This window comes from Amycolatopsis echigonensis, from assembly GCF_014174495.1.
In the GTDB taxonomy this organism is placed as follows: Bacteria; Actinomycetota; Actinomycetes; order Mycobacteriales; family Pseudonocardiaceae; genus Amycolatopsis; species Amycolatopsis echigonensis.
Genome location: NZ_JACJHR010000239.1, coordinates 1 through 1,157 on the forward strand (window position 1 = coordinate 1; position 1,157 = coordinate 1,157).

Sequence of the window (1,157 nt, forward strand, 5' to 3'; positions counted from 1 at the left end):
CGCGCCGATCATTTCCGAGGCGAACAGGACGTTCGCGGCGGGCACTATGTCGGTGAGCAGTTCCAGGCCGCGCCGGTGGTAGACGCAGGTGTCGAAGAAAACGTTGCCCAGCAACGCTTCCTCGAGCGGCGTCCGGCCTCGGTCGAGCATCATCCCGCGGTAGCGGCCCCAGTGGTAGGGCACCGCGCCGCCGCCGTGCGGCAGGATCAGCCGCAGCGTGGGGAAGTCGGTGAACAGATCGGATTCGCACAGCTGCATGAACGCCGCGGTGTCGCCGTTGAGGTAGTGCGCGCAGGTGCCTTGCACGGCCGGGTTGCGCGACATCGCGACATGCACCATGGCGGGCACGTCCAGTTCGGCCATCTTCTCGTACAAGGGGTAGTAGACGCGGTCGGTCAGCGGCGGCGCCTGCCAGTACCCGTCGGACGGGTCGGGGTTGAGCAGGCAGCCGACGAACCCGAGTTCGGTCACGCATCGCTCGAGTTCGACAGCCGACGCGCGGACGGACTCGGCGAGCGCGTCGCCCGGGGACTGGGGGAGCTGGCACACGCCGGCGAAGTTGTCCGGGAACAGGCCGCAGACGCGGGCGATGAGGTTGTTGCTCACCTGCGACCACACGCGGCTGGTTTCCGCGTCGCCGTAGTGGTGGGCCATTTTCCCGGCACCGGGCGAGAACAGAGTGAGGTCGGTGCCGCGCTCGCGCTGCAGCTTGAGCTGACCGTTCTCGATCGCGGCGCGGATCTCGTCGTCCTCGATGCGCAGCTCGTCGGGGGACAGGCGCGCGCCGGTGTCCTCGAAGTTCTTGATCTGCCGTTCGCGCCAGCGGCCGAGCGCGGCCGGTGCCGTGGTGAAGTGACCGTGGCAGTCGATGATCACGGGATTCCCTCCTGGGGTAGGGTCAGCGCCCGGCCAGCTCGCGGCCCCGGTCGAGGCCGGGATAGCTGCGGACCGGTGCGGTCATCAGGAAGCGGTAGCCCTCGTCGAGGACCTGCTCGGCGTTGCGGGCGGTGACGTGCGGATGCCCGACGACGACGTCGTGCTTCCGGCAGGTCTCGACGATCCGCTGCCGGGCCTCGACCATAAGCGGGTGCTCCAGCTGCCGCGGCACGCCCAGCTCCTGGCTGAGGTCGCCCTCGCCGATGAGCACGAGCCCGATG

The 1,157-nt window shown here is 69.2% G+C and carries 2 protein-coding genes; both read right to left on the bottom strand.

Annotation, left to right across the window (positions count from 1 at the left end):
* Window positions 1–876: amidohydrolase family protein (locus H5411_RS46525; RefSeq protein WP_183128029.1), on the bottom strand; the 876-nt coding region annotated here is incomplete at its 3' end.
* Between the two features lie 22 nt (window positions 877–898).
* Window positions 899–1,157, bottom strand: a 259-nt coding sequence (locus H5411_RS46530) for an aldolase/citrate lyase family protein (RefSeq protein ID WP_246370564.1), incomplete at its 5' end; no start/stop codon positions are given.